20 protein-coding genes and 1 pseudogene are annotated in these 26,399 nt (G+C 44.7%); 11 read left to right on the top strand and 10 right to left on the bottom strand.

Features of this window, described 5'->3' with window-relative positions; genetic code table 11:
- Positions 1–70 precede the first annotated feature (70 nt).
- The 3 genes from dapA to ACS8FB_RS05385 all read right to left on the bottom strand — a co-directional run bounded on the left by dapA (position 71) and on the right by ACS8FB_RS05385 (position 3,369).
- Complete coding sequence (dapA, locus tag ACS8FB_RS05395; RefSeq protein WP_439261424.1) at positions 71–937, bottom strand: 4-hydroxy-tetrahydrodipicolinate synthase; 867 nt, start codon at positions 935–937, stop codon at positions 71–73.
- Between the two features lie 92 nt (positions 938–1,029).
- Positions 1,030–2,277: an NAD(P)/FAD-dependent oxidoreductase gene (locus ACS8FB_RS05390; RefSeq protein WP_439261423.1), complete on the bottom strand. Its 1,248-nt coding sequence runs from the start codon at positions 2,275–2,277 to the stop codon at positions 1,030–1,032.
- A 105-nt stretch (positions 2,278–2,382) separates the two neighbouring features.
- Entirely contained in the window at positions 2,383–3,369 is a 987-nt protein-coding gene (locus ACS8FB_RS05385; RefSeq protein ID WP_439261422.1) for a proline racemase family protein, read from the bottom strand.
- A gap of 363 nt (positions 3,370–3,732) precedes the next feature.
- On the opposite strand from ACS8FB_RS05385, the gene ACS8FB_RS05380 reads away from it, so the two are divergent.
- A complete protein-coding gene (locus ACS8FB_RS05380) occupies positions 3,733–4,527 on the top strand; it encodes a PAS domain-containing protein (RefSeq protein WP_439261421.1) in 795 nt (264 codons plus the stop codon).
- A 68-nt stretch (positions 4,528–4,595) separates the two neighbouring features.
- On the opposite strand, the gene glcF is transcribed toward ACS8FB_RS05380, so the two are convergent.
- From glcF to ACS8FB_RS05355, 5 genes are all read right to left on the bottom strand, one after another.
- Entirely contained in the window at positions 4,596–5,807 is a 1,212-nt protein-coding gene (gene glcF / locus ACS8FB_RS05375; RefSeq protein ID WP_439261420.1) for a glycolate oxidase subunit GlcF, read from the bottom strand.
- Between the two features lie 64 nt (positions 5,808–5,871).
- Positions 5,872–6,930 carry a glycolate oxidase subunit GlcE gene (gene glcE / locus ACS8FB_RS05370; RefSeq protein ID WP_439261419.1) on the bottom strand — a complete coding sequence of 353 codons (1,059 nt, stop codon included), beginning with the start codon at positions 6,928–6,930 and terminating at the stop codon, positions 5,872–5,874.
- A complete protein-coding gene (locus ACS8FB_RS05365; RefSeq protein ID WP_439261418.1) occupies positions 6,927–8,408 on the bottom strand; it encodes an FAD-linked oxidase C-terminal domain-containing protein in 1,482 nt (493 codons plus the stop codon). Before ACS8FB_RS05365 ends, glcE begins: the two co-directional genes overlap by 4 nt.
- Positions 8,409–8,458: 50 nt before the next feature.
- Positions 8,459–10,330 carry a gamma-glutamyltransferase gene (gene ggt / locus ACS8FB_RS05360; protein ID WP_439261631.1) on the bottom strand — a complete coding sequence of 624 codons (1,872 nt, stop codon included), beginning with the start codon at positions 10,328–10,330 and terminating at the stop codon, positions 8,459–8,461.
- A 460-nt stretch (positions 10,331–10,790) separates the two neighbouring features.
- Entirely contained in the window at positions 10,791–11,363 is a 573-nt protein-coding gene (locus ACS8FB_RS05355) for a Spy/CpxP family protein refolding chaperone (protein ID WP_439261417.1), read from the bottom strand.
- 288 nt (positions 11,364–11,651) lie between these two features.
- On the opposite strand from ACS8FB_RS05355, the gene ACS8FB_RS05350 reads away from it, so the two are divergent.
- A complete protein-coding gene (locus tag ACS8FB_RS05350) occupies positions 11,652–12,338 on the top strand; it encodes a response regulator transcription factor (protein ID WP_439261416.1) in 687 nt (228 codons plus the stop codon).
- Positions 12,339–12,352: 14 nt separating this feature from the next.
- A complete protein-coding gene (locus ACS8FB_RS05345) occupies positions 12,353–14,026 on the top strand; it encodes a sensor histidine kinase (protein WP_439261415.1) in 1,674 nt (557 codons plus the stop codon).
- Positions 14,027–14,114: 88 nt separating this feature from the next.
- Here ACS8FB_RS05345 and ACS8FB_RS05340 read toward each other — a convergent pair whose 3' ends face one another.
- On the bottom strand, positions 14,115–14,771 hold the full coding sequence (locus ACS8FB_RS05340; protein WP_439261414.1) for a hypothetical protein: 657 nt from the start codon (positions 14,769–14,771) through the stop codon (positions 14,115–14,117).
- A gap of 343 nt (positions 14,772–15,114) precedes the next feature.
- On the opposite strand from ACS8FB_RS05340, the gene ACS8FB_RS05335 reads away from it, so the two are divergent.
- From ACS8FB_RS05335 to ACS8FB_RS05300, 8 genes and pseudogenes are all read left to right on the top strand, one after another.
- Entirely contained in the window at positions 15,115–16,266 is a 1,152-nt protein-coding gene (locus ACS8FB_RS05335; protein WP_439261413.1) for an acyl-CoA dehydrogenase family protein, read from the top strand.
- 82 nt (positions 16,267–16,348) lie between these two features.
- Complete coding sequence (locus ACS8FB_RS05330) at positions 16,349–17,554, top strand: acetyl-CoA C-acetyltransferase (RefSeq protein WP_439261630.1); 1,206 nt, start codon at positions 16,349–16,351, stop codon at positions 17,552–17,554.
- Positions 17,555–17,611: 57 nt separating this feature from the next.
- A complete protein-coding gene (locus tag ACS8FB_RS05325; RefSeq protein WP_439261412.1) occupies positions 17,612–19,798 on the top strand; it encodes a 3-hydroxyacyl-CoA dehydrogenase NAD-binding domain-containing protein in 2,187 nt (728 codons plus the stop codon).
- Positions 19,791–20,903 (top strand): CaiB/BaiF CoA transferase family protein, encoded by a 1,113-nt coding sequence (locus ACS8FB_RS05320; protein WP_439261411.1) that lies wholly within the window; start codon positions 19,791–19,793, stop codon positions 20,901–20,903. The genes ACS8FB_RS05325 and ACS8FB_RS05320 overlap by 8 nt, the downstream gene beginning before the upstream one ends.
- Before the next feature lie 150 nt (positions 20,904–21,053).
- The gene (locus tag ACS8FB_RS05315) at positions 21,054–22,121 is read left to right on the top strand and encodes a maleylacetate reductase (protein WP_439261410.1); all 1,068 of its coding nucleotides are present in this window, start codon (positions 21,054–21,056) and stop codon (positions 22,119–22,121) included.
- Between the two features lie 32 nt (positions 22,122–22,153).
- Positions 22,154–22,303: pseudogene (locus tag ACS8FB_RS05310) on the top strand (phosphoenolpyruvate carboxylase); the annotation flags it as partial.
- Positions 22,304–22,478: 175 nt separating this feature from the next.
- A complete protein-coding gene (locus tag ACS8FB_RS05305) occupies positions 22,479–22,619 on the top strand; it encodes a chlorhexidine efflux transporter (RefSeq protein WP_439261409.1) in 141 nt (46 codons plus the stop codon).
- 192 nt (positions 22,620–22,811) lie between these two features.
- Positions 22,812–23,951: a M14 family metallopeptidase gene (locus tag ACS8FB_RS05300; RefSeq protein WP_439261408.1), complete on the top strand. Its 1,140-nt coding sequence runs from the start codon at positions 22,812–22,814 to the stop codon at positions 23,949–23,951.
- 222 nt (positions 23,952–24,173) lie between these two features.
- Here the strand turns inward: ACS8FB_RS05300 and ACS8FB_RS05295 are convergent, their stop codons facing one another.
- A complete protein-coding gene (locus ACS8FB_RS05295) occupies positions 24,174–26,324 on the bottom strand; it encodes a heavy metal translocating P-type ATPase (RefSeq protein ID WP_439261407.1) in 2,151 nt (716 codons plus the stop codon).
- Between the last annotated feature and the right edge of the window lie 75 nt (positions 26,325–26,399).

Genomic DNA, 26,399 nt, shown 5'->3' with positions numbered 1-26,399 from the left:
GCCGTCAGTTTAACTACGGCATCAAATTTAGCGTTGGTTATCCTTAACAGTACTTTTACTAAGCTGAATGTTATTTAGACAGCAATGCTAAAAACTCTGATTTTTCATCTGCTGGCATGTCCGTGAGTGGTACGCGAACTGAGCCAACATCCATAGTGCCGTTTAAGCATCCCGCTTTGGCCTTTTGGTTGTAGTTGCCAGACTCCATAGAATGAATGGCAGGATAAATCTCACTCATGATTTGCTTGGCTTTATCCCAGTCGCCTTGCTGGGTGGCATCAAAAAGAGCGACTTGTTCGGCTGGAAAGACGTTTGCTGCGCCTGCGATCCAGCTTTTTGCACCCCAAAAGAAGAAGTCAACGGGTTGATCGTCGCAGCCACAGACCACTTCAAATTCATCAAAATCAGCTTGTAGCATACGTAACGCATGGCTAAAGTCGCCGCTACTTTCTTTTACGCCGACGATGTTAGGGTGCTTGGCTAGATGAGCAACCGTGTCAAATTCAATGGCAACGCCGACACGATCCGGGAAGTTGTACATGATGATTGGCAGCTCGCTGGCGTCGGCCACTTTTTCAAAGTGAGCGATGATGCCATCTTGCTCAGGTAAGCTATAAGGCGTCGCAGATAGCATGAGACCGTCATAACCTAAGGTTTTTGCTTGTGCGGCAAGCTCAATAGAATGATCGGTTGATAAGCTGTTAATACCAGCGATAAGGGTCACTTTATTTTTTGCAGCTTCAGCAATAGTGGTCAACACTAACTCACGCTCAGCATCTGAAAACGTGTAGTATTCACCAGTAGTGCCGCAAGCGACGATACCAGCAACGCCTTTATCGATAAAGGCTTCGACCAGCGCCGTTAGTTTTTGCGCATCAACGTTACCGTTAGTGTCAAATGGGGTAACGATTGGGACTAAGATTCCATTAATATTCATAAGTCTTTCCTTATTGGTAGTGATTTAAATAATGGTGATTCAGTATTGAATCGGTTGCTTTTTTTGCTTGCTATACGGCAGTCATAAACTGCCTATTTGAAACGGTTAAGTCGATATGGTTTTGGGTCTATTACAGGCGGCTCATTAAAATATAGCTCCGCGACCATGCGTGCACTGACGACGGCTTGCGTTAGGCCCAAATGCTGATGCCCGAAGTTTAAAAATACTTGGTCAATCCTATCTATGATGGGTAGTGAATCCGCTGTTGAAGGTCGAAAACCCATCCATGGCACACTGTCCGTTGCATTTAATGGTGCTTTTAACATGGGCTGCGCTTGTTGCAATAACATGTGAGCTCGCCTCATATTTGCTGGCGCGTCAAGTCCTGCATATTCCACAGTGCCAGCCAAACGCAAGCCTTCTTGCATCGGTGTCATAATAAAGCGCCGATCCATACTGGATACGGGTATCTGCAAACGCTGCGGCTCATGCGGTAGCATTAGATGATAGCCACGCTCGGTATCTAACGGTACCGTCACACCAGTGAGTTGCCTCGCCAATGTTTTTGAGTGAGCACCGGCAGATAGCATGACCTTAGATGCTGTCATATCGCCTTGACTGGTAGTTAGACGAATACCGTCTGGATGCACGGCTGCTTCAAGTACACGGCAATGTTCAATCGTATGACCACCTAATTGTCTAAAGGTACTGTGAAGCTGCTTCATGACGGCTTTTAGATTGGTGATGTGACCGGTATCTGAAAAGAACAATGCTGCTAATTGGTTATCTTGTAAGGCTGGCTCACGCGCCAACAGCTCTTTTTGACTGAGTAACTCATTTGCCACACCAATCTCGTTAAGACGATTGCCATGTGCGGTTAATAACGCCACGCTAACGGGTTTTTCGACCGTTAATAATGAGCCTTCAATATGTACCCAATCGTTTAGTTGCCACTGATTAGCAAAATCCTGCCAAGTTTGAATGCTGCTCTGATTAAGGGTCAGTAATGCCTGATGAATGCGCTCAAATGGCTCAGGGCGCATGTTCATGAGCAATTGCATTGCCCAAGGCATTAAGCGCGGCAGATAGCGCCAATCTATGCGTAATGGCCCTGTTGGGTTAAAGAGCATGGCTGGGATGTGGCGAAGCATACTTGCATCGGCAATCGGAAAAACCTGCTCGGCAGCCAAATGACCTGCATTACCAAAGGATGCGCCTTGACCGATTTCATTGGCGTCGAGTAGTGCGACCTTGATGCCTCGCGCTTGCAACGTCACCGCAGCCGCAAGGCCGATAATGCCGCCACCAATAATATGAAGGTCGAAGTTTGAGGTGCTCATATAATCTCTCGATAATGCTCATACATAAACATCGGCTGACCAATCTATTGCTATCTGTGGTTTTGCATATGCTTAATAATTTTTTAGCAAGTGCTTAACAAGTGCTTAGCAAGAAATGCCCCATTTGAATGGGTCGTCGTCTTGTACAATCAGTGTGGTCTCGGCGCAGACATAGGCATGACCACAAATCGTTGGGATGATTGTGTGCTCAGGGTAGGCCGTAGACTCTGTATTATTGAGATCAATGGCATGTCGGTAGCTACCAGTAAATACGCTGCCAACGACACTTTGTTGGCGCCAAATTTGACCAGGCGCTAACAGATCGTCAGCAGCAAGGCAGGCCAGTTTGGCACTGGTGCCAGTGCCACAGGGTGAGCGGTCATAAGCAGCACCTGGGCATAGGACGAAGTTTTGACTATCTGCTTGAGCATCATTGCTATCGGCAAACAGCTCGATATGGTCAATCTCGCCGCCGTTTTCGCCTGTGATATTAGCAGCGACTAAGGCTTGCTTAATTTGCATAGTTACTTGAGTTAATTTTTCGACATTATTTGCTTGAATATCTTGTCCATGTTCACTGACCAAAAAGAACCAATTACCACCCCAAGCAATATCTCCACGGATAAGACCCAAATCAGGAACTTGCACTTCAACTTGTTTTTTATAACGATAAGAAGGCACGTTTTGGATACTACAGCTGCCGTCATAATGTAAGGTTGTTTTGATTAAACCCACAGGGGTCTCAAACCAATGTGTGCCAGTCGTGATTTTTTGTTGATAAGCCAGCGATGCGACGACACCAATCGTGCCATGGCCGCACATACCTAAATAACCAGCATTATTAAAAAAGATAACGCCCGCTGTGGCTTTAGGGTCCGTTGCAGGAAGGAGTAGCGCACCGACAAGGACATCATTACCGCGGGGCTCTAAGATGATACTTTGACGCAGATGATCGAAGTTTTGTTTGAAGTATTGCAGCTTATCTTGAATAGTGTCACCGACGAGGTCAGAAAAGCCGTCATAGACCATACGAGTAGGCTCACCGCCTGTGTGTGAGTCAATAATTTGAAAATTAAATAATGTAGAAGACATGACCGACGCCCTAATTCATCCGTGAAAAAGTTACATTCCGTTTTTTATGCATGAGACCTAATGGTTTCAATTTAACAGCCAATAGTTGGCTCTTATTTACCAAGGTCTATACATAGAGTGGACTTTTTCAGAGAGAGCGTCTTGCTATTTTTTCATGGATAAATGCGCATTTCTGCATAGTGTTCAGGTGTACACTAGTAAGGTTGTAGTATATTTTGGAGTAAAAAGGACACGACTTTTTTTCATAAATATAATCAGTGGATGCTGTTATATAAGCTTTGTTTCATAGAATATGAGGATAAATACATATAGGTTTTTTAACGTTTAATATGTATATTCAGCCTAATAGAACAAGGAAGCGCTATGCTTGATGAGTTAAATGAAAACACTGAACTTGTGATGTCACTACAAAAGAGCGTTACATCTTATTATCCAGAAAGTATGGATGAATTTGTTGGGAATATATCGTTATTGCTGCCTTTGATTGATAAGTTCACCAAGATTGTCTTTTTTGTAAAAGATGAGCAGGCACGTTATCAGCTGGCAAACAAAACCTTGCTAAAACGCTGTCAGTTGAGGCAGCACGAAGATATCGTAGGGTTTACTACAGAGGAGGTGTTTTCGCATCGGCAGAGTAGGGATTATATTTTACAAGATATGAAGGTATTGCGAGAAGGCAAGTCTATCGTTGATAATTTAGAGCTGCACAGTTATGCGTCTGGTCAGTTAGGGTGGTGTATTACCAATAAACTGCCTATTTATAATAAGAATCAACAAATAATCGCGATGGTTGGTATTTCGGTCGATATCGACGAAGATAACGAGCGCGTTTTACGTAAACACGCTCGCTTGGCAGAAGTTGCTCAGTTTGTACGAGCGCATCTTGATCAGAAAATCAATATCGCCCAATTGGCCGATTTGGCTAATTTGAGCGTATCGCAGCTAGAGCGTACCTTTAAAGCCGTACTCAATATGTCGCCCCTGCAGTTTGTACAAAAGCTGCGCTTGGAGTATGCGGTGAAGCTATTGGCGATGCCTGAAATGTCAGTGACTCAGATATCGTTGCACTGCGGCTATAGTGATCACAGCGCTTTTAGCCGCCAGTTCAAGCAGTTCACAGGCATGTCGCCTACTCAGTTCCGCCAAGCTTATTTATAATTAAAAAACTAAAATTGAAAAACTAGCTTAATAAGCTATTATTACGGATTTAACTAATTCAGATCTAGCTACTGCGGATCCAACAATTCAATCCAGTGCTTCACTGGTACGCTTGATCGGCTACTTAAATGGAGTTGGCAACCTATATTAGCGGTTACTATCTGCTCTGGATAACCAATCGTCAAGTCCGCAAGCTTGTTGGTTAGTAACTGTTGACTCAGCTTAGGCTGCAGTATTGAGTAAGTCCCAGCAGAGCCGCAGCATAAATGCTTGTCTTTAGTAGGCGTGAGCTCAACGCCTGCCTGCTGCAATATCCGTTCAACTAAGCCGCTAAGCTGCTGGGCATGTTGCAAAGAGCAAGGACAGTGTACGGCTGTTTTGCGCCCCTTATCTTGCAATTGCAGCTGACTCAGATCTTCCTTAACTAATATTTCTCCAAGATCATGAGTCAGCTCGCTTACTCGTTTCGCTTTGGCCGCATAAGCTGGGTCATACTGTAGTTTTTCGCCGTAGTCTTTGACCATCGAGCCGCAGCCTGAGGCGCTAACAACAATAGCTTCTACGCCGTCTTCAATATAAGGCCACCACGCATCGATGTTGCGGCGCATGAATGCCAGCCCCTCTTCATGGGCGGGCATGTGATAACTGACGGCACCGCAGCACCCTGCTTTGGGCGCAGTAAATAAGCTAATACCTAATTTATCAAGTACACGAGCGGCTATAATATTGGTGTTTGGCGTTGCTGATGGCTGAGCACATCCGGCTAATACCAACATTTGGCGTGAATGCTGCTGTATTGGCATAGGAAGTTTGTTTTGTCTCGTTGGCACTGTCGCTTTTAGGCTGCTTGGCAATATAGGCCGTACTGACTGCCCTAGGCGTAACAAAAATCCGAAGCGATGAGAGTAGGGTAATACCTTACGAATTAGCCAACGTAGTAGCTTTTGCTGTAGAGATCGCTCTAATTGCTCCTCCATAATGCCGCGGCCTATTTCGGCTAGGCGACCGTATCTCACGCCAGAGGGACAGGTGGTTTCGCAGCTACGACAGGTTAGACAACGGTCTAAGTGCGTTTGCGTTTTTTCGCTAACATCACCAGTTTCAAGCAGTTGTTTGACCAAATAAATACGTCCACGCGGGCCATCTCTTTCATCGCCTAATTCCTGATAAGTAGGACAGGTGGCATTACAAAACCCGCAGTGTACGCAGCTACGTAAAATAGAGTCGGCCTCTTCGATTTCTGGATGATCTATATACTTCACATTAATTTGGGTACGCATAATGTTTTCCTATTGCATTTCGCTATCATGTAAACCTATTGCGCTCCGATAGGATATGCAGCTATTACATCCAACTATAGAGACGACCTGGATTAAAAATATTCATCGGATCAAAAGCTTGTTTGAGCCGTTGATGGAGTCCGCGCAGTACCTCAGGCTGAGTATGAAACACCTCTTGTAGCCGATTACCACCACGATAAAGGCTCACTTGACCACCCATACTCTTGGCAAGTGCTTCCAGTAATTCAGTATCAAAATCACCGCGCAGCCAGCGTTGGCTACCGCCCCAATCTAGCAGCCACTTTTTATCTGGCAATACATGCTCAGCATTACTATTGACTGAAAACCGCCATAAAGGCGCACGATCCGCAAAGTAACCTAACTGCTGCTCACGTAGCTGTGTCCATAGATTATCACCTTCTTCTAATACCACGCCTTGCCATTGCTTAACAGTGCTCTCGACTGCACTACGCGCGCCCTCTAAACGTAGATAAAGGTGATTGTCAAACCAACAAGCAGCGGTCAAAGGATTAGGCAGTCCTGCTAAACGATTCATCTCTTTGATAGCTTGCTTTGCATCCATCTCGCGTTTGAGGGTAATAGTAGTAGCAGGTTTGGGCATGACCTTTAGGCTGACCTCGCTAATGACACCTAAAGTCCCCATCGCTCCGGCTTGCATTCTTGAGACATCGTAGCCAGCTACGTTTTTCATCACTTGACCACCAAAGCGCAGCGCTTCACCTCGACCATTAATCAGGCGAATACCGAGGACATGATCCCGGACCGAGCCATTCCAAGGACGTCCGGGTCCCGATAGATGACATGCTAGCGTGCCTCCTAAAGTCGCCTGCCCATTAAATAGCGGTGGCTCAAACGCCAATCTCTGATTATGTTCACTCAAAGCGTTATTAATCTCGGTCAACGGCGTGCCTGCTCGTGCGGTCAACACCAGCTCAATCGGCTCGTAACTCACAATACCACTGTGCTCAGCAATATTAAGCGGCACACCCTCGGGCGTGCGACCCATAAAATACTTACTACCGCCGCCAACTATTTGTAATTTGCTACCATCAACACCCGCCTGTTTAACTCTCTCAATTATCTCAGCACTAATATCCTTCATGCTGGTGCTCCCTGCTGTGGTGGCTGACTCACTGAATCGTCCATTACCTTATTAAGTGCTCGATATTCCTGACAATTTTTTAGGACAGGAATGCCTTTACCTGGATTGAGCGTCCCAGCAGGGTCGAAAGCGGATTTAATAGCATGAAATTGGCGTAATTCCTGCTCATTAAACTGCACATGCATTTGACGAATTTTTTCTATACCGACACCGTGCTCACCAGTGATACAACCACCTACCTTGACACAAAGCTCTAAGATACGAGCGCCAAATTCCTCAGTTTTTTCAAGCTGACCAGGCATGTTGGCATCGAATAATATCAGAGGATGCAAGTTACCATCACCGGCATGAAAGACATTTGCCACACGCAAATTATAGTGCTCTGAGAGTTTTTGCATTTCAGTCAATACATGAGCCAGTTGGCCGCGAGGAATAGTGCCATCCATGCAATAGTAGTCGGGTGAGATTCGGCCTACCGCTGGAAAGGCAGACTTACGGCCTTTCCATAACAAAGCACGTTCCGCCTCGCTCTGAGAAACTCGAGTTGAAGTGGCTCCTAGTTGGGTGAAGAGTTGTTCAACTTCGATAATTTGTTCTTGAACTTCCGCCGCTGTACCGTCTAATTCACATAGCAGCAGTGCCTTCGCATCGGTAGGATAACCCGCTTTAGCAAAGGCTTCAGCTGCTATGATAGCGTAGCTGTCCATCATCTCAAGCCCCGCTGGGATAATGCCTTTAGCAATGATTTCGCCTACGGCATCGCCTGCCGTCTGTACATTATCGAAACAGGCCATAACGACCTGCGCCTTTTCGGGACTGGGTAATAATTTAACCGTCACTTCGGTAACTACACCAAGCAATCCCTCAGAGCCGGTTATCAATGCCATAAGATCAAAGCCGTTACTGTCGAGCCCCTCACTACCAATGCTAATCAGCTCTCCTTCGACCGTTACCATTTCTACTTTTAATAAGTTATGCACCGTCAGCCCGTACTTGAGGCAATGCACGCCACCGGAGTTTTCGGCGACGTTACCTCCTATCGTACAAGCAATCTGTGAGGAGGGGTCTGGACCATAATACAAGCCATGTACGGAGGCTGCTTCACTGATAGCTAAGTTACGTACGCCAGGTTGCAAACGTGCCGTGCGTGCTAGAGGGTCTATCTCGAGGATATGCTTAAAACGCGACAGTACTAACAGCACGCCATCAGGATTTGGCATGGCACCGGCACAAAGTCCTGTTCCTGCTCCGCGAGCTACTACTGGGATCTCATAACGATGGCAAATACGCATGACTTCTTGTATCTGCTCGACCGTATCTGGCAACACGACTAATAGCGGCATATCACAATAGACAGACAAGCCATCACACTCAAAAGGCTTTTGGGTTTCCTCATCACTGATTACGTATTCGGGCTCAATAAAATCACGAAACATGCTCGCTAACGTGGCTTTATCAGGTCTTTTACTCTCAATCATAGGGCTCTCCTTAGCTTAGGGTCTGTTGAACACCTAATTTGTTACCCGATTTAATACCCAACCACTGCCGCATCAACGATACGCGGGTCAGAAGAACCATATACACCATTAGGGGTCAACATAATTGATTGGGTTGAGCCCATAGCTGCCTTTGGACTAACCGTATGTCCCATGGATTCTAGTTTTCTAACCGTATCAATATTCAGTGCCTTTTCAGTACGAATCTCATCCGGCAACCATTGATCATGAATACGCGGTGCATGAGTGGCTTCGGCGATATTCATATCGTGATCGATGACGTTGGAGATGATTTGGGTGACGGTAGTAATGATACGGCTACCACCGGGGCTGCCTGTCACGATATATGGTTTACTGTCCTTAAATACTAAGGTTGGACTCATAGAAGATAGCGGACGTTTATTGGCTTCAACGGCGTTGGCGTCACCACCAAGTAAGCCATAGCCATTAGGCGTGCCTGGCTTAGCAGAAAAGTCATCCATCTCGTTGTTAAGTAATATGCCGGTACCTTCAGCGACAAGGCCCGTACCGTATGAGAAGTTCAGCGTATAAGTATTGGCTATCGCATTGCCGTCTTTATCAACGATAGAGAAATGCGTGGTTTGATCGCTCTCGTAGGGTAGTGGATTGTTGGCTTTGATCGTGGCTGCTGGCGTGGCTTTATCCGGATTAATTAATGTACGGAGCTCATCAGCATACGCTCGAGCGGTGAGGCCGCTGGCAGGTACATCGATGAAATCAGAATCTCCTAGATACTCAGCTCGATCGGCATAAGCCAGTTGCATGGCCTCAGCCATCAAATGAATGGTTTGTGCGCTATTTTGCCCGTAGTCTTTGAGCGGATAGCCTTCTAAGATATTTAAAATCTGCACGATGTGAATACCACCAGAAGAGGGCGGCGGCATCGAGACAATCTCATAACCGCGGTAATCTCCTTTCACTGGCTCGCGAGCGATGGCTTCATAATTGGCCAAATCCTGCAAGCTCATACTGCCGCCAGCGTCATTAACGGCCTTGACCAGCTTGCTTGCAGTTTCACCTTTATAAAAGCCATCAGCACCTTGTGCAGCAATTAATTTCAGAGAGCGAGCAAGCTCGAGCTGCTTTAAGCGTTCACCTGGTTGATAGGCGCTGCCATCTGCTTTAAAAAATATTTTTTGGGTGCTCGGCCATTTCTGCAAACGATCGCTCAAGGCTTCTAGCGACTCCGACAAACCAGCAGTAACTTCTATACCATCTTCAGCCAATGCAATGGCGGGCGCCATTACTTGTCCGCGGCTCATGGTGCCATGATCTTCCAACGCTTTTAGCAGTCCTGCTACTGTACCCGGTACCCCAACGGCCAAACCATGATAGCGAGATAAATCACTGACAGCATTGCCTTCCTCATCGAGATACATATCACGCGAGGCGCTACTCGGTGCTTTTTCACGGTAATCGAGTGCTACCGTTTTGCCTTGCTTGGCATCATAAATCATCATAAAGCCGCCACCGCCGATGTTGCCAGCGCGAGGTAAGGTAACTGCTAAGGCAAAGCCAACAGCGACGCCAGCATCAACGGCATTGCCACCTTCTTTTAGAATCTTCAAGCCAATATCCGAGGCCAGCGCTTCTTGAGTCGCGACCATGCCATTCTTTGCCCATACCGGATGATGGATAGCATCCTCAGAATAGATGGCTTGATCGGCTTTGGCATTGCTAGTCGTTGATGTAAGCGCATTGGTTTTCGCTCGGGTGATGCGCTGAGTCTCAAGTACAACCGTTGGGTTGTCCGTCATGATGGCGAGATTGATGGCGCTAGTATTGATCGAGGTATTATTTATCACATTGGCATCAGTTGGTGCAACGGGTTCAAGCGCATGAGCAGATACAGACAGCAAGATTGTACTGCTAATCAGCACCATAGCTGACTTAAGTGTTGTTTTTAATACTTTTTTACTTTGGTGGTTGTGAGAGGAACCAATATCGTTATGAGGTTGAGAAGGTAGTTTTTGCATCGCAAAGTCCTTTTTACGAGTGGGTAGGAAATCATACTGAAGTACTAAAGAGAACGATTATATAGTTAGATAGTAACGAATATAGCAGCGAGCGCAAAGCTGTTTATCAACTTTTATTTTTTGATATTACTAGGACGTGTCCTCAGTCTGAACGAGTCAACCTCTAATGGGCCAAAAATGGCTATATTTCCGTACCATTCTTACAGAAAGAATTTTTAAAGTTAATTAAAATATCAGATTGATTTGAGCGTAAATGTCGAAAACTAAAAAGCGCACCGTACATACGATGCGCTTTTTTGTGTCTGATATGATACTTAGACTAACGAGATAGTCAGTATTGCCATAACGCTGTGACGACTGATATATTTTAGTTCTGCATTTTTTGACGCTCCAAGCCTTTATGACCTTTAGCCATTCTATCAGCCTTAATTGCTTCAAGCTTTTGGCGCTGCTCAGCGGTGAGTACTTGTATTATCGCGCTGTGGTTTTGCATACGATTGCCAGAATTATTTTGTCTAATAGTAGCGATCTGCGCTTGCTGCGTTGCTGTTAGATTCAATTCTGATAAAGGACTGTTTTTGCCGCCTTTATTATGCGAGCGGCGATGTCCTTTAGCTTGTCTTTCTGACTTTAAGGTTTCAAGTTGAGCGCGCTGTTCTGCTGTAAGTATTGCTAGCATTGCTTCACGATTTTGCATACGCTCGCCGTGCTTTTCTTGCATGATGGCTTTGATTTGCGCCTGCTGCGTGGTTGTCAAGTCTAGCTGTGACATCGGACCTCGCATGCCGCCTTTATGCATGCCGCCTTTCACACCTGCTTTATGATGCTGCATTTTGCTGGTCGTTGGTGCTGTATCAGTGGTTGCGTTGACACTCGTACAAGCGGTAACTGTAAATACGCTAGACATTGCTAGTACTGAACCCATTAATAATTTTTTCATAAAGATATCCTTTATTTAATTCGGTTTTGTTAAATGAACATTAAATTTTTATCTTGCAAGCATGATTTTTAGAACGTTGTAGATAAGTACTGTCAGCTACTCTATAAGCACCACGCTGTATAAGCACAATGTATAAAAGCAATGCTTGCTGTTGATAGGAGTTATCTTACGACAGTTAAAGGTTGCGAACATTTATGAAGTATTAAGAAAAGTAACGTTTATAGCGTATTGATAAGCACATGCCTGATAATATGGGTGATAACGCTATTAAGGCTCAAGGAGACAGATGTGCCAAATATATTGCTAGGTGATGATGACGAAGAGTTGACCCAGTTATTACAAGAATACTTGCACAATCATGGCATTCAATGTGACTGCGTTCATGATGGTGAGGCGGTCATCCAGAAGCTTAAAACCGCATCTAATGATACTTCTGCTTATGATTTGCTGGTACTTGATATTATGATGCCTAAAATCGATGGGCTTAGTGTGCTGCGTCAGTTGCCAAATGTTAGTGATATTCCAGTCATTATGTTGACGGCAAAAGGTGAAGAGATTGATCGTATCATTGGGCTTGAGCTTGGCGCTGATGATTACATTACTAAACCCTGCAATCCGCGTGAGTTGCTGGCACGCATCAATGCCGTTATCAAGCGCACTAATGCGGCAGCATCAGAGCATACGCCGCTACCAGAGAGTCGTTTGCATCTGAATCAAAATCAGCGACTTTGTCAGATAGATGGCGTAGAGCTACAAGTGACGGGGACAGAATTTGATTTGTTAGTCGCGCTACTCAAACAAAAAGGCGAGGTGGTGAGTAAGGCATGGCTATCAGAGCATGTGTTGCAGCGTGAACTGCAGCCGTTCGATCGTAGCCTTGATGTACATGTCTCGCGCCTGCGCAAAAAACTCCAACCTTTCCACGATGAGCCTATCAAAGCTATCCGTGGTAAAGGCTATCAGCTGGTGCTGTAATGACGGACTTATCGATGAAACCCGCCAAGAAAGCTATCAACAATAAAAGTCTTAATCAAGCGCCTAAATTTAAGCTGCGAATCACGCTGTTTTGGCGTTTGTTTCTGAGTCTGTTATTGACGATTCTGATCACCTCTATTTTATCTATCGTGGTGGAGCGCTGGTTGGTCGAAAAAACGCTGACTGCTCGCATGGATGTGCAAATTGATAGTTTATTAATTAAGCGTCAAGAGATGGTTGAGGCGCTACAAGTAGGTGATTTAACTACCGTTAGGCAGATGTATCGTGAAGACCGATGGCTTATGAATCAAATCAGAGTCTATGATCAGCAAGGCGCTATTATATTTCCGCGTTATCGTGATAGAGATGAGCGTAGGCAAGAACATAGGCAGGAACGGATGCCAGATGAAAGGCAGATAATGAAGCCTTTATCAATGCCACCAATGCAGTCAGTGCCTAAGCCTGATAATGAAATGTTTGATAATGAAAGGCCTGGTAGTCACGACGATAGAATATCGGATAATGAGCCGTCACTTTTAAATAATATCCTGTCACCGATGAGACCGAATCGCGCAAATATAGCTAATCCCGATAGTCGTCCTGAGTTGGCTGACGTGACGGTCGTCTTACCAGATGAGCAGGCAGTCATTGTACAATTGCGTCCGCATCTGCGCTTTGCCGACGTTGTAGCGCTGCAACGCGGCAATTTTCCGATACGTTTATTACTGATTATCCTTTTTAGCATCTTGGTTTGTATTTGGCTGAGTCGTACGCTGATCCAGCGTATTCGCCGTGTACAAAACACAGTCCATCATATGATCGACGGCGATTATCAAGCTAATCCAAATCTATCTAAGATGGGAGATGATGAATTGGGTTTACTCGCGAAAGACGTGGCCAAGCTATCAACAAGGCTGGCGGAGAGTGAGCTGGCACGCAAGCAGATGCTCAGTGATATCTCACATGAGCTGCGCTCGCCATTGGCACGGCTTGACGTTGCGACTGAGCTGACTCGAGACTTTGCGCCGAATGCCAATCGTTACCTTGACCGTATCGATAAAGAATCTGCACGGATGAATGAGCTGATTGAGCAAATCATTCATATTCAATCTCTACAAATGCAGCAATATACTATCGACAATTTAGAAAATGAAGCAGTTGATATTGCTGAGATTATCAGTGAGATTGGACAAGATGTCTGCTTTGAGTTTCAACAGAAAAACGTACACTGGCAATGGCAGCCGGATAATTCATTATTGACAGATTCTTCATTAGTCATGCCTTTATCAGCTACTTCTCCAGATACTCCTTGGACAGTGCTAGGCAATCAAGAACAGCTACACAGTGCACTTGAAAACGTCATTCGTAATGCTTTTATGCATACTGCAGCTGATTCAACGGTTATTGCTGAGATTAAACAAGCAGAGATGGACGGTAAAACCTCTGCTATTCAAATTAGCATAATAGATGAGGGCGGCGGTGTTGCGGATGAAGATTTGGAGCGTATTTTCCAGCCCTTTGTACGGCTAGACTCTGCCCGCCATCGCGAAACTGGTGGCTATGGATTAGGATTAGCGATCGTCCATGCGGTGGTAATGGCACATAAGGGTCAGATCAGTGTCTATAATCGACAAGATGGTATTCAAGGGTTGGTGGTGCAAATAGTGTTGCCCGCCTATTCTGCGTAATTTGCACAGCAGTTACCTACATAGCAACATAAATTGTCTTACTAGCAGAACTTATAGCCACTTAATGTAAGTGGCCATTTTAAATAAGCTATTTAAGTGCAATCGTATAGCTCTGCGGTTTGTCTTGCAAATTGTAAGCTTCAATGGCTTGTAATTTGAACTCGTTACGATCGTAAAGGCTAGGTTCCTCAGCAGCTCTTGACTCGAGCAGATTCATGGTGGAGTAATAATTTTCATCTGAGAAATCACCAAAAAGATTTTTGGCAATATAGTTTAAGTACTTTCTATTATGTCCATTTATCTCAAACTTTGTGAGGTAGTTGTCTTTTTCGCGATCAATAACCAGTGTATCGGTTATTTCTAACCGTGAGGGACAGTTAAAACAGCCTGGAACAAACTGTACGTCTTGAATATCAACTTGGCTGAGCAAATCCTGAGTCTTGGTAGTTTGACTATTATAGTTCACATTGGAGGTAGTAGAATATTTGCAGCTTTTACTGTCTATTATTTTAATTTCATTAATCCGATTTTTCTTATTTGTTTTTACAATAAGCCTGCAATCATTAAGCTCACGATTGCCATATTTGCCGGAACTTTGTTTTTTCAATCCTAACTGATACTTCTTGTTCAGTGTATGTATGCTTTTGCCTAAGGAGCTTGGCGCAATAAAGCTTTGATAATCTGCTGCATGGACAGGTATAGAGATAGTGACGATTAAACCAGATATTAACAACGTGTTCTTCATAACGTAGACCTAAATTTCAAGAGCATTAGCCAACTTAATACAACCATTAATAAAGCGTTTTAAGTCAGCTTTGTAAGCTTGACGTAATTATAGTCAACTTATTATCTGAATGCTATCTCCATAAAAAAGCCCCAATACGGGGTTTTTGCGTAATTATGATGTTATAGAATGGATTAAAGCAATGATTAAAAACATAATAACCTCGCTTGCAATTAACGATACTGGCTAATAATCAATAAAGTTAATGACCTAGTAGTTCATGAGCTTTGGTTTGGCAGGCATTGTATAAACAAGTATAGTAAATAATCAAATTACCTAGTAACCCAAGACCAAGGATGGATCAATGACTATTGCATGCTTTAAGCCAAAGTGGATGGATGAAGAGATTGAAATGCTGCATGAGAGTGCGCTCAAAGTATTTAGAGATTGGGAAGCACACGATGAGAAGTGGCGTGAAAACGGTATGCTCGATCGGGAAGCTTGGCTAGAAGCAGGCGAGATGGGGTTTTTGTGTGCTTCAATGCCAGAAGAATACGGCGGGGCAGGTGGTGACTTTCGTCATGAAGCAGCGCTGATTTATGCGCAATCTGAAGCCAATCAAGCAGGCTTCGGTGGCTTTTTGCATTCAGGCATCGTCGCCCCTTATATTTTGCATCATGGTACTGAAGAGCAAAAGCAAAAGTGGCTACCCAAAATGGCAACAGGGGAGTTAATCGGCGCGATTGCTATGACTGAGCCGGGCACAGGCTCAGATTTGCAAAACATCAAGACCTACGCAGTCAAAGAAGGCGATGATTATATTATCAATGGTTCAAAGACCTTTATCACTAACGGTCAACTGGGTAATTTAATTATCGTTGCCTGCAAAACTGACCGATCTCTTGGTGCTAAAGGTGTATCGCTTATAATTGTCGAAACCGATAATGCTCCGGGGTTTGAGCGTGGCAAAAAGCTCAAAAAACTTGGTATGGCATCACAAGATACTTCTGAGCTGTTCTTCAATAATATGCGCGTTCCGCAAGCCAATTTATTGGGTACGGTTGAAGGATTAGGTTTTGCGCAATTGATGCAAGAATTACCGCAAGAGCGTTTGATCGTAGCGCTGGCAGCGATTGGGGCGATGAAATTAGCACTGGACTTGACCATTGACTATACCAAAGAGCGCACCGCTTTTGGCCAACCTGTTTGGAGCTTTCAAAATACCCGCTTTAAGCTGGCAGAATGTAACACACACTATATTGCCTCAAGTGCCTTATGTGATGCTGCTATTGAAGCATTGGTCGAAGATAAGCTCACAGTACAGCATGCTGCTTTAATCAAATACTGGGTGACCGAAAAACAATGTATCGTGATGGATGAGTGCGTCCAGTTATTTGGTGGTTATGGCTATATGATGGAATATCCGATTGCGCGGTTATACGCTGATGCGCGGGTACAGAAAATCTATGGCGGTACTAACGAGATTATGAAAGAGCTGGCGTCACGCTTTATGTAAGCGACTTGTTTTAAATAATTGAAAATTTCATTAAGACCATTTCAATAAGACTATTTCATCAAGACTATAAGGATATAGCATGATTCAGACGGCTTATATTTACGACGCCATCCGTACCCCTCGCGGTAAAGGCAAAGCAGGCGGCAGCTTAAATCAAGCAACCCCCATTTGGCTGGTACGCACCTTACTTAATGCCATGCAACAGCGCAATGATTTAGACACTAGCTTGGTCGACGATGTCGTGCTCGGCTGTGTGACTCCAATCGGTGAACAGGGTGCAGATATTGCCCGTATTGCGGTGCTGGATGCAGGCTGGCATGAAACCGTCGCTGGCGTGACATTGTCGCGTTTTTGCGCATCAGGCCTTGAGTCCATCAATTTGGCCGCAAGTAAAATCATATCAGGTATGGAGGACATGGTCGTTGCAGGCGGTGTGGAATCAATGAGCCGTGTAAAAATGGGCGCAGATGGCGGTGCTTGGTTTATGGATCCGCGGGTAAATTCTGTGACTGGCTTTGCCCCGCAAGGCGTTGGAGCCGATACCATTGCAACACTTGAAGGGTTTAGCCGTACTGATGTCGATGCCTTTGCTACCGATTCGCATCAGCGCGCTGCTAACGCTTGGGCTGCTGGCTATTACGACAATGCGGTGATACCTGTGCATGATTTAAATGGTCGATTGTTGCTTGATAAAGATGAGACCATTCGTCCCGATACGACAGTCGATACCTTAGCAGGGCTCAAGCCTTCGTTTGCATCGCTTGGCGCGATGGGCTTTGATAGCGTTTTGCTGGACAAATATACCAGCATTGAGCGTATCAATCACGTGCATCATGCGGGTAATTCCTCCGGTATTGTTGATGGCGCTGCGCTTTGTCTTTTGGGGAGCGAGGCTGCGGGTAAAAAAGCAGGATTGCGTCCGCGCGCGAAAGTCATTATGGCGTCGGTTATCGGCTCTGAGCCCTCTATTATGCTGACTGGTCCAACACCTGCTTGCCAAAAAGCTCTCAAAAGAGCCGGTATGACGGCAGCCGATATTGATCTATGGGAAATCAACGAAGCGTTCGCCGCGATACCGATGAAGACGGCGAAAGATTTGGGTGTCTCACTGGATAAAGTCAATGTTAATGGTGGCGCTATTGCCATGGGACATCCGCTAGGAGCCACGGGTGCCATGCTGCTCACCACTGTGCTTGAGGAATTAGAGCGTCGTGATCTAAAAACGGCCATGATTACGCTTTGTGTCGGTGGCGGTATGGGCATCGCCACTATCATTGAGCGTGTATAAGCTATCTGTAAGACGATGATTAAATAATAAGTTTTAAATTATAAAAAAGGAATAGTAATGAGCATGGATTGCACCCCAACGATTAATGAGTTGGCAGATTTTTCTGCTGAGCGTGACAATGACAATATTGTAACAGTCACTATCAACCAAACCGCGCATCAGATGAATGTGATTGACGATACTTTTAATCAATCGTTTAAAGTATTGGTCGATGCTTTTATAAACGATGAGACGGTTAAAGGGCTTATCTTAACGTCAGGTAAAGAGTCTTTTATCGTTGGCGCTGATATTGATCAGCTTGCGAGTATTCAAACCCACGAGCAAGCGTTTGAATTGGCGGAGTCGCTCAAGGCCAGCCTACGTAAGCTTGAGAAATCTGGCAAGCCGGTCGTGGCAGCGATGACAGGTTCGGCGCTTGGTGGCGGGCTAGAGGTTGCGTTGGGCTGTCATTACCGACTCGCTATTGATTCAGCTAAAACCAAACTTGGATTGCCCGAGGTGAAATTATGCTTGCTACCCGGTGGCGGTGGTACTCAGCGCCTTATGCGCCTACTCGGTATGCAAAAGTCGCTTGAGATGATGACTCAAGGTAAAATTGTCAGTGCTACTGCTGCCAAAGAGATTGGGTTTATTGATGCGATAGCCAGTGACAAAGACGATACGTTAAACCAAGCTAAAGCATGGATTAAAGCCAATCCCGACGCGCAGCAACAGTGGGACAAAAAAGGCTTTAGCATCCCTGGTGGCAATGCGAATCATCCAAAGAACGCGCAAATGCTATCTGTTGCCCCAGCTATGGCGTATCAAAAATCACACGGCAATTATCCTGCCATCACCCATATCATGTCTTGCGTATTTGAAGGCAGCTTACTTGATATCGATGCTGCCCTTGAGGTCGAATCTAGCTACTTTGCTGCTTGTGTGCTGTCGCCTGAATCTAACAATTTAATCACTTCTATGTGGACGCAGCTCAATCAGATTAAAAAAGGACAATCGCGTCCTAACGGCTTTGATCGTCAAAAAGTAAATAAGGTTGCGGTACTTGGCGCAGGCATGATGGGTGCTGGGATTGCATATGTTGCCGCCAAAGCGGGCATCAATGTGGTGCTATTAGATACCAGTATTGAAAACGCAAATAAGGGTAAACAGTATTCAGAAAACCTACTTGATAAAGCCATTAATCGCGGACGCTCAAACGATACCAAAAAAGAAGCGTTATTAAGTAAAATTCAAACCACCATCTCCTATGATGATATTGCAAGTTGTGATTTGGTCATCGAAGCGGTATTTGAAAATCGCGATATCAAAGCTAAGTGTACCGAACAAGCAGAAGCCGTCATTGCTGAAACGGTCGTTTATGCTTCTAATACGTCGACCATTCCTATTACGAGCTTAGCCACTACAAGTAAACGTCCTTCTCAATTCATCGGGCTGCACTTTTTCTCACCAGTCGATAAGATGCCCTTGGTTGAGATTATCATGGGCGAGCAGACGGATGATGCAACCTTAGCAAAAGCTTTTGATTTTGTGCTACAAATTGGCAAAACGCCTATCGTCGTCAACGACAGTCGTGGCTTTTATACCTCGCGCGTATTTGGTACGTATGTTTCAGAAGGCATTGCGATGTTAGGTGAGGGCGTGCATCCACGTCGAATTGAAGTGGCGGGTCTCAAAGCTGGTATGCCGATGCCGCCGCTCGCGCTACAAGATGAAGTGTCGCTTGATTTATCTATGCATATTATGGAGCAGTCCAAAAAAGATACGATCAGCGAGGGCAAAGAATGGGTCAGTCATCCATCTGCTGCAGTGCTTAGTGTGATTGCAAAAGACCACGAGCGCTTAGGTAAAAAGGTCGGCAAAGGCTTTTATGATTATTCGCAGAGTTCAGAGGGTAAGAGTGATAAGCACTTATGGCCAAAATTGACTGAGCTGTTTCCACCCGTTGTTGAGCAGCTAGACATGCAAGAGCTGATAGATCGCCTGCTCTATATCCAAGCCAACGAATCGGCGCGCTGTTATGAGGAAAATGTCTTGCGCTCTGTTGCGGAAGGTAATGTAGGCTCAATCTTTGGTTGGGGTTTCGCCCCGCATCAAGGGGGGACGCTACAGTTTATTAATGCGGTAGGAATAGAAAATTTCGTTAAGCGTAGTCATGAGCTGGCCGCTAAGTTTGGTGTGCGTTTTGAGCCTGCACAAATTTTGATTGAAATGGCAAAAAAAGGCGAGGTGTTTTCAGATGGCTAATACAGATTTAGTATCGAATAACTCAATACCCAGTACAATGACAGACATAATGTCTGACTGCCTAAATGGTCTTAAAGTTATCGACTTGACGCGTAATTTACCCGGTCCATTCGCAACGCGCTTACTTGCCGATCTAGGCGCAGAAATTGTTAAAATTGAACCAAAAAATGGCGATCCAGGACGTGCGTTTGGTGAGTTGTTTAAAGCGTTAAACCATGGCAAACATTGTGAAAAGGTGGATTTTCGTAGTGAAGCAGGCATCGAAGCAATAAAAGCGCACATCAAAGATGCAGACGTGATGCTTGATAGTTTTCGTCCCGAAGTACTTGTTGGAATGGGTTTAGATGCTGCTACTTTACATGCTATTAATCCAAAACTGGTGATGGTTTCTATCACAGGCTATGGTATTCCAGAGGCGCTTGATGCTACAGGTAAGTCTTGGGCAGCAAAGGCAGGGCATGATATCAACTTTATGGCAATGAGTGGCACCCTCGATCAACTCAAAACTGCTTCAGGCGATCAAGCTATGCCCAATATGCAATTTGCAGATTTGGCTGGTGGTAGCGATACCGCAGTGATTACCTTATTAGCAGCGGTACTTGCCGCTAAAAATACTGGTCGCGGTCGACACATAGCCGTGAGTATGACGCATAGCTTGTATCAGCATCTGGTCATGCCAAAAGCGACAGCTGATATGATGAAAAATATAAATGGACAACGCCCAGAGCCTCAGAATGACTTCTTGGGTGGATGGCTGCCGTGCTATCGGTTGTACAAAACACAAGATGGTCGCCATATGGCAGTCGGCTCGTTGGAGTTTAAGTTCTGGCGATTATTATGCGAGACCTTAGACTTATCTGAATACGTTGATGCTCATTGGCAGCGTGGATCAATGCCAAATACAGCTGAGAGTAAACAAGCTGAGCAAGCAATGATAGAGAAGTTTGCTAGTCAAACGATGACGTATTGGGAAGAATTGTTCGCAGAGGTTGATGCTTGCGTAACCCCAGTACTTAATTTGGCAGAAGCTCAAAGCCATCCTTTGTTTGCGCATCAAGACAAGTATCAAGCGACTGCCAGCTGGCAGGTTATTGCTAGTGTATAAACTCAGTTAAACGTCATTGATATTTCATTTTAAGCAAACGGTTTTAATTATTGGTGTAAAAAATCCAGATGAATTAGGTGATATTTCTCCATGCTAACGATATTCCAGCGTATTCTCAGTGAGACTTGCTTTTCAAGTCAGGATGATATTATGAAAGATTTTCATTACCAAGCTTTACCGCTCGACGTTCATTTTGGGAACGGTAAGTCAGCTGAAGCCAAAGATATTCTAATACAGCATGGTTATCGTAAAGTTATAGTAATTACGACACCGGGTCAAAAAGAAGCAGGTCAGAAGTTATCGCAGCAACTACAAGAGATTTCAGCAGGCGTGTATCCGCACGCTGTCATGCATGTTCTGGTAGAAGTCGCGGACAAGGCGGTAGAGTTTGTCCAATCAAACGACATTGATTGTTGCCTGGCTTTGGGCGGCGGCTCTACGATTGGACTTGCCAAAGCCATTGCATTAAAGACGCATTTACCGATAGTCGCTATACCAACTACCTATTCAGGTAGCGAGATGACAACTATTTATGGCATGACTGAAAACAATCTAAAAACCACAGGTAAGGATATTCACATCCTACCCAAAGTAGTGATTTATGATCCAGAGCTAAACTTAACCTTGCCTGCGCAAATCTCGGCTTGTTCAGGTATGAATGCCATGGCACATGCGATAGAAGCGCTATATGCTGAGGATAAAAACCCAATTGTCAGTCTCATGACGGTTGACTCTATCAAAGCATTAAAGTCTGCTTCGCCTGTGATTGTAGATGACTTGAGCGATATTTCAGCACGCCAGAAAGCAACCTATGGTGCTTGGCTTGCTGGAGTTTGTCTAGGATCAGTTGGTATGGCCATTCATCATAAGATTTGCCATACTTTGGACGGCACATACAGTCTGCCACATGCTCAAGCACACGCTATTACGCTTGCGTATTCAGTGCATTACAACCGTAACGCTGATATTGAAGCCATGGATCGATTGGCAGAGGCTTTAGGTGTTAGTAGCCGTGAAGAGGTCGGTTTAGAAATTTATCGTTTAAATCAATCCTTAAAGATTCCGTTGGCACTAAAAGACATTGGTCTACCCAAAGAGGGTCCAGCTAACGTGGCACAAATCGTCTGTGATAGTCCTTATTATAATCCTCGTGATTATGACTATGAGGAATTAAAAGATTTATTAAATAAAGCGTATCAAGGACTACCTCCTGCTTAAGAGTGACATGAGAGTTGTCGTTCGGCGCAAACGATTTATTATGGTCATCTAGTGAAGTGCGTACACGTACACCTTTGGTTTATGACGAGATAAATAATGGTCTCCATTATTTTAACGCCGTTTTATTTCATGCCATTCCTAAAGTCTATCGTAATATTAAAAAAGCCATTATTGATATCTATCTTATGAAACTACAGGTTCAATATTGTCTTTGAGAAGGGAGTGATCAGATTTAAGCGTAGTACTTTTAGACTAAGCGATAAGGGCGCTTCATGTTTTATTTTTGAAAGTGGTCTGCTGATGTGCTATCTAGTCATGGTGGTGTATCTTCATATTAGCCTATAACAAGCCTTGATTATGGAGGCGTCATTGGTTGTACTTTATCTGGTTTATACTTTCTCTTATAACTGGGCTTATGACAAGATTTTCCCAATACCGTATGTTAGCTATGAAAAAATAAAGCGGTATCTATGTAAACCAAAGCTATTCATCGAGTGATTTGTGATGTTGATGGATGCTAGAATGGACTATAAATTTAAAGTTATCACCTCGATAAAATCTATGATTGATTGAGCTTTTTAGGCTATAAAGTATATAGTTTAAAAGGCTTTACTGTATTTTAAGGCGGATAAAACACTTCTAAATTTAGAATTAATTTTCAGATTTTTAAGAACTCATTAAGGATAGGTTATGCATATCACTGCAAATTTCGATGCAGGTAATATTGATGTTATCAATGTAGAGAATAAAAACGATATTCAATTGGCGATTCGCCCAGATGTTGGTGGCGAATTTTTTCAGTGGTTTAACTTTCGTCTGTCAGGTGAGGTTGGTGAGCGCTATACTCTTAATATCCTAAATGCAGGGGAGGCTTCCTACGTTAAAGGGTGGGAAAATTACCAAGCGGTGGCTTCCTACGATCGGGAGTATTGGTTCCGTCTGCCTACCACTTATAAAGACGGCAAATTAACCATCGTGGCAGAACTGGAATGTGACACCATTCAAATTGCGTATTTTGCCCCTTATAGCTATGAGCGTCATCAAGATTTATTAGCAGCTGTACAAACGCATCCGTTGGTGACATTGGAGCATTTGGGTGACACCCTTGATAAGCGTGACTTAACCTTAATAAAAATCGCTAATAAAGATAGCAATAGTAATGTGAATAAACGCAACATTTGGATTACGGCCCGTCAGCACCCCGGCGAGACCATGGCCGAATGGCTGATTGAAGGTTTGCTGGATAGTTTGTTAGATGATGACAATGCTACTGGTAAATTGTTATTAGAAAAAGCGAACTTCTACATTGTGCCGAATATGAACCCAGATGGGAGTGTACGCGGACATCTGCGTACTAATGCAGTTGGCACCAATTTAAACCGTGAATGGTCAAATCCAAGCTTGGAGAAAAGTCCTGAAGTATTTCATGTCATCAATAAAATGGAAGCGACTGGCGTGGATCTATTTTATGACGTGCACGGCGATGAAGCATTGCCTTATGTGTTTCTTGCCGGCTCTCAAGGGACGCCAAGTTATAACGAGCGCCTCGCACATTTGCGTGATAGATTTTCAGAGGTATTAAAGTTAGCCAGTGCCGATTTTCAGTCTGAAGTGGGCTATGATATTGATGCGCCAGGTAAAGCGAACATGACGGTTGCAACTAATTGGGTGGCGGAACGCTTTGATTGCCTTGCCAATACTTTAGAGATGCCTTTTAAAGATAACGATAACCTACCGGACGCAGACACAGGTTGGTCACCAGAGCGTTCTAACAAATTAGGGGAAGCCTCATTAGTTGCCATGTTGGCAGTGGTGGATGATTTACGTTAGTTGTTAGGGCTTGGTTTTAGAAACACAGGTTTTGAAGACCTAAATTTTAAGGTCGTAACAAGACTTTAATAAGCGTGCAATTCTGTTTCTATTATTACGCAATAAAAAGGTGGTCTACCTTAGATAACTAACCTTATTTAAGGTAGACCCTTATCAATAGCGAGGTTAAAAAAGTACCAAGAAGCATAGTCGATACTAAATAAGACGAATATGCGGCATTACTTATAATCTCACCTCTTTAAAGCGCAGTAAACGCAAAGCATTGAGCGTGACCAGAACCGTCGCGCCAGCATCGGCCAGTACCGCAATCCAAAGTCCTGTAATACCAAACACAGTAGTAATCAAAAATATGCCCTTTAGTCCGAGCGCAAACGTCACATTTTGATGAATATTGGTCATCGTGGCACGCGATAGTACAATAAGATTGGCAACGTCCATCACGCGGCTTTTCAACAGTGCAATATCAGCCGTTTCGATAGCCACATCGGTACCACTACCCATAGCAATACCGACATCTGCTGTTGCTAGTGCTGGTGCATCATTAATGCCGTCACCAATCATCGCTATTTGGTTGTTGTCTTTCATCTCGCTTAGCAGACGTAGCTTGTCTTCAGGTAACAGCTCAGCCTGCCACTCTATATCTAACTGACTGGCAAGCGCTTTTGCTGTACGGCTATTGTCACCTGTGAGCATGACAGAGCGCACGTTCATTGTGTTCAGCGTTGCTACAGCCTGCTTTGCATCTTCTCGCAGCTCATCACGCAGAGCGATCAATCCAAGCGCCTCTCCGTTTTGTTCATCAAACAAAATCGAAACTGTTTTTCCCTCATTTTGTAGCGTCTCGATTTGCGTTTGCTGCGTCATCGGCAACGTAGTTTTCTCTGCTATGTAGACTGGTGAGCCAATGCTTAAAGAGCGTCCAGTGACCGTAGCATGTACGGCTTTACCCGCAGTAGCAGTAGCATCAGTGGCGTCAAAGATGTTTACCTGAGCGTCTTTGGCATGATCTACGATAGCTTTAGCAAGAGGATGGCTAGAAGCCGAATCTACGCTTGCAAACAGTGCCAATAGTTTTTCTTGACCTTTAGCATCCGCATGCGCTGAGGTAAAGCCGACAATATCGGTTACCTGCGGCTTGCCTTCGGTTAGCGTACCTGTTTTATCAAAAGCGACGGTACTGACTTGACCAATCAATTCCATGACATTACCGCCTTTGATAAGAAGTCCGTGGCGCGCACCGACCGCCAAACCTGAGGCGATAGCGGCTGGTGTTGAGAGTACCAACGCGCAAGGGCAGGCAATGAGTAATAGTGCTAGACCACGATATAGCCATGTCATCCATTCTGCGCCCATAAATAGCGGTGGAATGACAATAACTAGCGCAGCAAGTGCCATTACGATAGGCGTATAGTAGCGGCTAAAGGTTTCAATAAAGCGCGCGGTCGGGGCCTTAGATGCTTGCGCCTGCTCTACAAGCTCGATGATACGTGCAATCGTGTTATCAGTCGCTGTTTTCTCCACGCGTATGTGTAGTACGCCATCGACGTTAATCGAGCCAGCAAAGACATCATTGTCTATGGTCTTAGCAACAGGAACGGACTCACCAGTTACAGGCGATTCATCAAGACTTGACGTCCCTTGAGTAATGACGCCATCGGCAGAGACTCTATCTCCAGGACGCACCAGTACTTTATCATTTACTTGTAGTGAAGCTGCTGGCACCTGACGTTGTTGACCTTGTGCGTCTAATAAAATGGCAGTCTTTGGTACAAACGACGATAACGCTCTAATACCAGCGCGGGCATGATCGGCCGCTACGCTCTCTAACAGCTCACCAACAGAGAACAAAAAGACCACTGCAGCCGCTTCTTCAGCTTCACCGATGATAAGGGCGCCAATAGCCGCGACGGACATCAGCATTTCAATTGAAAAAGGCGAGCCTGTCAGCGTCAATGCAAACGCTTTGCGGGCAAATGGTATGACGCCAATAACAACAGCGGCAATAAAAGCCCATGTGCCATAGGCAGGAAAAACCAATGATAAGACGTAGGCTGCGCTCATTAACAGGCCAATACCAATGACTTGTTTGCCCTTTAACGTTTGCCACCAGCGCCGATTATTTACTGTTGTTTGATGCTCATTGATTTCCGCCTCATGTTGTTGGTCAGTGAGCTCTGACACACCAAACCCAAGACGCTTGATGGTTTTTTCGATATCTTTGTCTTTGGTTGCCGCATTAGGCGCTAAGGTTAACGCAAGCTTTTGGGTGGCAAAGTTTAGCTGAACGTCAGAGACACCAGGCATACGGGTTAATGCTGTTTCAATTTTGCCCACACAACTGGCACAGTCCATACCTTCAATATGATATTGCATAATATTTTATCCTCTTATTAAAGGTATTATGAGCCCTATAGTGGCTTTAGGGTCAAGGCCTTGATTACTCAATCG

The sequence above is a fragment of the Psychrobacter sp. 1U1 genome, from assembly GCF_051847535.1.
In the GTDB taxonomy this organism is placed as follows: Bacteria; Pseudomonadota; Gammaproteobacteria; order Pseudomonadales; family Moraxellaceae; genus Psychrobacter; species Psychrobacter saeujeotis.
Note: the sequence above shows the minus strand (reverse complement) of the source record. Positions and strands in the feature narration are given on the sequence as shown.